The sequence below is a fragment of the Fulvivirga aurantia genome, from assembly GCF_009711475.1.
Taxonomy (GTDB): Bacteria; Bacteroidota; Bacteroidia; order Cytophagales; family Cyclobacteriaceae; genus Fulvivirga; species Fulvivirga aurantia.
In genome coordinates, this window is record NZ_SMMD01000701.1 from 1 (window position 1) to 5,916 (window position 5,916).

Here is a 5,916-nt window from a genome sequence, read left to right on the forward strand (position 1 = left end):
AAGGCTCAAGAGTCTTCTGACACCACAGCAATGGACAATGATACAACGGCAGTTGCTGAAGATACGACTATGGCCGAAGAGCCTGCACCAGTTGTAGAAGATGTAGAGCCGGAGGTAGAAGAAGAACTTGTAGAGAATGAATCTTTCCATCAAATAGTTAAGGATAAATTCATCGAAGGAGATGTGACTTTCATGACTCCTGTACTTATTTGTTTGATTATCGGATTAGCAATCTCTATTGAGAGAATTATTACACTTAACCTTGCTACAACTAACACAGAAAAGCTTTTAGCTAACGTGGAAGATGCATTGGCAAATGGTGGTGTAGAAGCTGCTAAAGAAGTAACAAAAAACACCAGAGGTCCTGTTGCGTCAATATTTACGCAGGGTCTTATGAGAATGTCTGAAGGAATCGAAATGGTTGAGAAGTCGATCATCGCTTACGGTTCTGTTGAAATGGGACGTCTTGAGAAAGGTCTTGTATGGGTTTCACTTTTCGTTGCATTAGCACCGATGCTTGGTTTCATGGGTACTGTAATTGGTATGATCGGAGCATTTGATGCTATCGAGGCTGCTGGTGACATCTCTCCTCAGATTGTTGCTAACGGTATTAAAGTGGCACTTTTAACAACGGTAGCAGGTCTTATTGTTGGTATTATACTTCAAGTATTCTACAACTACCTGGTATCTAAAATCGATTCTCTTGTAAACCAGATGGAAGATGCTTCTATCACTTTGGTTGACCTTTTAGTAAAGCACAAGCTTACTAACTAATCGTTAGAATAGTTTAGTGGTTATAGCCTTGCTAATAGAGGCTTTTATTAGAGAATTAAATAAAATATAAAACATGGAATCATTTATAGACATAGCACTTTGGGTTGCCATGGGAATGGTAGCAGTTGCAGCTCTTGCAGCTATACTTATGCCCGTCATCAATTCATTAAGTCACCCAAAAACGTTGGTGAAAAGTGGAGTAGGCATTATCGTACTAGTGGTAATATTTCTTATCTGCTGGTCAATTGCCGGAGACGAGGTAAGTAAAAGATTCGTTGAAGACGGTCTGACCTCTTCAACATCTAAATTCTCTGGTGGTTTGCTTATGACAATGTATACATTATTTGTAGTAGCAATCATCGGAATCGTATTCTCAGAGATAAATAAAGCGTTGAAATAATGGCACGCAAACAAAGAGAAGATCCCCAGATTAATTCAAGCTCGATGGCTGATATTGCCTTCTTGCTCTTGATATTCTTTCTGGTGACTACGACAATTGCTAACGACAGAGGACTGAGTTTGCAGCTTCCTCCGGATCCGGATGATATCGAGAAAACCGACATCCAGATCCCGGAAAGAAACCTGTTCAAAATTCAGATTAACTCCGCTGATAAAATGTTAGTCGAGGGAGAGCCGTTTGAACAAGGACCTGATGAATTAAGAAAGCAGATCAAAGAATTCGTTCTTAACAATGGTCGTGATCCAGAATCATCAGATAGTCCTAAGGAAGCGATCGTTTCTTTGAAAACGGATAGAGGAACAACACAGGAAAAGTTTATTGAGGTAATTGATGCAATACAAGGTGCTTACTATGATATGTATGCAGATCGTGTTGGTGTAACCAACGAGCGTTGGAGAGAGATTGCTTCTGATCTTACAGATCCTGAAAACAAAAGAATATATGATAAGGGTAGAGGAAAAACAGCTGATGGGCTGGAATTTCCTATGAACTTGTCTATTGCTGAACCAACAAAAATTGGAGGTTAAGAATGTCAAAGTTTAAGAAAAAAGCAGATACTAAACAGGAAATACCTACTTCTGCACTACCTGATATCATTTTCATGCTGTTGTTTTTCTTTATGGTAACAACAGTATTGAGAGAAGTGACTATCAACGTAAAGCAGCGTATTCCTGATGCTACGCAATTGAGAAAACTTCAACGTAAATCTCTAGTAAGTTATCTTTACATTGGAGAACCTAAAAAAGTAGAGCAGTGGGGTTCAGAGCCCCGAATCCAGGCTAATGATGTATTCATTGAGCCTAAGGATGTAACACTTTGGGTAACCCAGGAGAAGGATAAGCTAGATGAGGTTGAAAGAGATCAAATTACCATCGCAATGAAGGTAGATAAAGAAACACAGCGAGGTCTGGTTTCTGATGTCGAGCTAGAGTTGAGAAAGGCAAATGCCAGAAAACTCCTCTACACTACACTTCAGGAAATGGAGCAATAAAAGAACAATAATGTAAATAATAAGGGCATGCTGAGTATTCAGGTGCCCTTTTTTTATGTATAGAAATGGAAATAAATAACAAGAAAACCATCAATGGTTGGTGCATGTATGATTGGGCCAATTCTGTTTATTCACTGGTGATCACATCTGCCATTTTCCCGGTTTACTATGAGTCTGCTACAGCCAATGCTGATGCAGGAGATAAGGTAGACTTTTTTGGAATTCAGGTTGTAAATTCTGTTCTGTATTCTTACTCACTTTCATTTTCATTTCTATTTGTTGCTCTCATTCTGCCTTTATTATCCGGTATAGCAGACTATAGCGGTCAGAAGAAGTTGTTTATGAAGGTCTTCGCTTACACTGGTGCGGCAGCTTGTATGGGATTATATTTCTTTGAAGGGATCAATACCATAGAAATTGGCATAATTTGCTCTGTGTTGGCTAGTATTGGCTACAGTGCCAGCTTAGTATTTTATGATGCCTTCCTCCCGGAAATCACCACTACAGATCGGTTTGACAAGGTAAGTGCCAAAGGGTATTCATTAGGGTATATTGGTAGTGTTATTCTTTTGGTGATCAACTTAGCTATGATCATGAATTATGAGTTATTCGGTTTTGCATCACAGGGGCAGGCAAGTCGTTTTTCATTCCTAATGGTAGGGCTTTGGTGGATTGGCTTTTCACAAATTACTTTTAGTCGACTAAAAGATAATGTCTTTAACAGAAAAGTAGAGGGTAATGTGCTTACTGAAGGTTATAAAGAGCTAAAAAAGGTTTGGATGAGTTTGAAGGAAATGCGGGTCATGAAGCTGTTTCTTTTGGCCTTCTTTTTTTATAACATGGGTGTGCAAACAATAATGTATTTAGCAACACTGTTTGGAAGCAAAGAGCTTAAACTTGAGGGCAGTCAGCTAATCTTAACAATTCTGATCATACAATTGGTGGCAATTGGTGGAGCGTACTTCTTTGCCTTTGTTTCTGCTAAGAGAGGCAATAAATTCTCATTACAGGTAATGGTACTGATTTGGGTAGCCATATGTTTTGGGGCATACTTTGTCTATGATCAGTATGCGTTCTACGCACTGGCCTTTATTGTAGGTCTTGTTATGGGAGGGATACAATCGCTATCTCGAGCGACATTTGCTAAGCTCATACCTGAAAGCAGTATTGATCATGCCTCATATTTCAGTTTTTATGATGTTACGTACAACATCTCTATTGTTCTTGGTACTTTTTCTTACGGACTCATTGAACAGATTACGGGTAGCATGAGAAACAGTACCCTCGCGCTAATGCTATTCTTTATTGTTGGATTTGGGTTTTTAATCTTATCGAAGATTCCACTTAAAACCGGCTTTAGAAAGAAGGCTGTAGCTTAAATAAATAATACGTCCTTAAAAATAAGACCTATTACGGATAGGGCTGTTAGCAAATAAATAAATGTTACCGGGAAGCCTATTCGTAGAAAGTCTTTAAATGTATAACCTCCCGGACCGTAAATTATCAAATTGGTTTGATAGCCTATCGGGGTTAAAAAGGCTGCAGAGGCGGCAAAGGCTAGGCCTAAGTAAAAAGGCTCTCCATCAATATTTAAGGCCTGAGTTAGTGCTAATGTTAATGGGAAGGCGATGGCCACAGCTCCAATATTCGTTATAAATGAAGTAAGCATAGCCGTAAATACCATTAAGCCTCCTAAAATCACAATAGGTTGCTGCTCACTTAAAACAGACATGGCACTTTGAGCTAAAAATTGTCCAGCGCCTGATTTAATCATCGCTTCTCCCAGAGCTAAAGACAGCACCAGAATAACTACCAGATTTACGTCAAGGTCGCGTTTAATATTCTTAAGGGTTATAAGCTTAAAGCCGACCATTGCGGCAAACACGATCAATAAAGACACAAAGAGTGAGAATAATTGTGTTGTGATCAATACAAATCCTGTAGCTGCTAATACGGTGAGCTTGTAATGATTATTCTTTCTTGGTCGTATTTCTTTATCCTCACCTGAGATAACATAAAGATCTTTGTATAAATCGACACGGTTCTTAAAATCAGAACCGACATACATCAAAAGTACATCTCCTGCTTTAATCTTAAGTCGACCTATTTTGCCACTTAGTTTTTCACCGTTTCTATGAATGGCAACAACAGCAGCATCGTACCTGGCTCTAAAATTAGATTCCTTTATACTTTTACTGATCAAACTTGAGTTTGCACTAATTACAGCTTCAACCACCTGTATTCTTTCATTGTCTGAAGGAGATAGGTTAGAGGGCAACTCTACACCTATGTCTGATGTTGTAAGGTCCACTATGGTATCAGTATTTCCTGCAAAGATGAGTATGTCATTGGCTTCAATCTCTTCATCAGGGCTTACTGGCGATATGATCTTATCATTTCTCACAATCTCTACAAGGTAAACTCCATTAAGATTTCTAAGGCCACCTGAAACCACAGTTTTACCAACAAGAGGTGAGTCCTCACTCAGTCTTTTTTCAATTAGGTACTCCCTTTTATTGGCCTCAAATTCTTCGATGATATCTTTTCTGTTTGGCAATAGATAGTTGCTAAATAAAAGCAGAAAAAGGAGGCACATCACCATGACGGAAACACCAATGACCAGAAGGGAGATAGCATTAATTTCGTTAAGCTTATTTTCTATTAAAAAGCCATTAAGCACAAGAGTTGTAGATGTACCTATAATAGTAATCATACCACCTATGATTGTAGAATAAGAAAGTGGAATCAGGAGTTTGGAAGGAGATATGTTGTGTCTCTTTCCCCAATTGAAAACGTAGGGCGTCATCAAGACTACAACAGGTGTGTTATTGACGATAGAAGATAGAATTGCCACTTTACTCATCATAGAAGCTAAAAAACCCCGATACGTCTTTGCCCTGCCAAATGCCTTGTCTAAGAAAATTTCGATGTTAAAATTACTTCTTATGCCCGCGGTAATTAATATAAGCAATACGATGGTAGCTATTGATTGATTGGAGAATCCCTCAAGCACTTCTTTTGGAGTGATTACTCCTGAAACAAGCAGCAATAGGGTAGCCATTAAAAAAGCAACCGCTGGCTTTAATAGCTCACGGTATATAACAAAAAAAAGCAGTACAACTACACCGATAACATAGTATGACTGATATTCTACAGGTATAATATTCATTAATAACTTTATTGAATAGCTTTGCTAAAACTTCTTTTAATGATAGAATTAAATCTGCCCAACATCGATTGCAATATCAGGAAAAAAGCAGCTAATGTTGAAATTTTTGACATAATACGAAAAAAATATATTGTGCTCACTCCGGAGGAGTGGGTTAGGCAGCATTTTATTCACTATTTAATACATCACTTAAATTACCCTAAGTCACTTTTTAAGGTTGAATCAGGCTTAAATTATAACAGGCTTTCTAAGCGATCAGATATTCTAGTCTATAATAATGCAATGGAGCCGGAATTGTTAGTAGAATGCAAGGCTTATAATGTAAAAATTAATCAAAAGGGCTTTGATCAACTCTCAATTTACAATTCTAAGATAAAAGCCAGGTATCTGGTGCTTACAAACGGACTCAGTCATTACTGCTGTACGAGATCTTCAGATGATACACGGTATGACTTTTTGAACGAGGTGCCTGCTTATAAATAAAAAAAACCGTCCCTGACATACAGAAACGGTTTTAATTGG

Annotated in this window: 7 protein-coding genes; 6 read left to right on the plus strand and 1 reads right to left on the minus strand. The window is 38.2% G+C overall.

Features of this window, described 5'->3' with window-relative positions; translation table 11 throughout:
* The 5 genes from E1176_RS07665 to E1176_RS07685 form a co-directional block, all read left to right on the plus strand.
* Nucleotides 1-774 (plus strand): MotA/TolQ/ExbB proton channel family protein (locus tag E1176_RS07665; RefSeq protein ID WP_155210025.1); only part of this gene is annotated, 774 nt, incomplete at its 5' end.
* Nucleotides 775-847: 73 nt separating this feature from the next.
* Nucleotides 848-1,174, plus strand: coding sequence for a hypothetical protein (locus E1176_RS07670; protein ID WP_155210026.1), 327 nt, complete (start codon nucleotides 848-850; stop codon nucleotides 1,172-1,174).
* Entirely contained in the window at nucleotides 1,174-1,761 is a 588-nt protein-coding gene (locus tag E1176_RS07675) for an ExbD/TolR family protein (protein ID WP_155210027.1), read from the plus strand. Before E1176_RS07670 ends, E1176_RS07675 begins: the two co-directional genes overlap by 1 nt.
* Before the next feature lie 2 nt (nucleotides 1,762-1,763).
* Nucleotides 1,764-2,225, plus strand: coding sequence for an ExbD/TolR family protein (locus tag E1176_RS07680; RefSeq protein ID WP_155210028.1), 462 nt, complete (start codon nucleotides 1,764-1,766; stop codon nucleotides 2,223-2,225).
* A gap of 65 nt (nucleotides 2,226-2,290) precedes the next feature.
* Nucleotides 2,291-3,604 (plus strand): MFS transporter, encoded by a 1,314-nt coding sequence (locus E1176_RS07685; protein WP_155210029.1) that lies wholly within the window; start codon nucleotides 2,291-2,293, stop codon nucleotides 3,602-3,604.
* On the opposite strand, the gene E1176_RS07690 is transcribed toward E1176_RS07685, so the two are convergent.
* Nucleotides 3,601-5,394: an SLC13 family permease gene (locus E1176_RS07690; protein ID WP_155210030.1), complete on the minus strand. Its 1,794-nt coding sequence runs from the start codon at nucleotides 5,392-5,394 to the stop codon at nucleotides 3,601-3,603. The two genes, E1176_RS07685 and E1176_RS07690, sit on opposite strands and share 4 nt — an antisense overlap.
* 39 nt (nucleotides 5,395-5,433) lie before the next feature.
* On the opposite strand from E1176_RS07690, the gene E1176_RS07695 reads away from it, so the two are divergent.
* A complete protein-coding gene (locus tag E1176_RS07695) occupies nucleotides 5,434-5,877 on the plus strand; it encodes a type I restriction enzyme HsdR N-terminal domain-containing protein (protein ID WP_155210031.1) in 444 nt (147 codons plus the stop codon).
* Nucleotides 5,878-5,916 lie beyond the last annotated feature (39 nt).

What these genes read in the sequence shown, in the direction of transcription:
- E1176_RS07670 (WP_155210026.1), top strand. Translation starts at nt 848, where the DNA reads ATGGAATCATTTATAGACATAGCACTTTGGGTTGCCATGGGAATGGTA.
- E1176_RS07675 (WP_155210027.1), top strand. Translation starts at nt 1,174, where the DNA reads ATGGCACGCAAACAAAGAGAAGATCCCCAGATTAATTCAAGCTCGATG.
- E1176_RS07680 (WP_155210028.1), top strand. Translation starts at nt 1,764, where the DNA reads ATGTCAAAGTTTAAGAAAAAAGCAGATACTAAACAGGAAATACCTACT.
- E1176_RS07685 (WP_155210029.1), top strand. Translation starts at nt 2,291, where the DNA reads ATGGAAATAAATAACAAGAAAACCATCAATGGTTGGTGCATGTATGAT.
- E1176_RS07690 (WP_155210030.1), bottom strand. Translation starts at nt 5,394, where the DNA reads ATGAATATTATACCTGTAGAATATCAGTCATACTATGTTATCGGTGTA.
- E1176_RS07695 (WP_155210031.1), top strand. Translation starts at nt 5,434, where the DNA reads ATGATAGAATTAAATCTGCCCAACATCGATTGCAATATCAGGAAAAAA.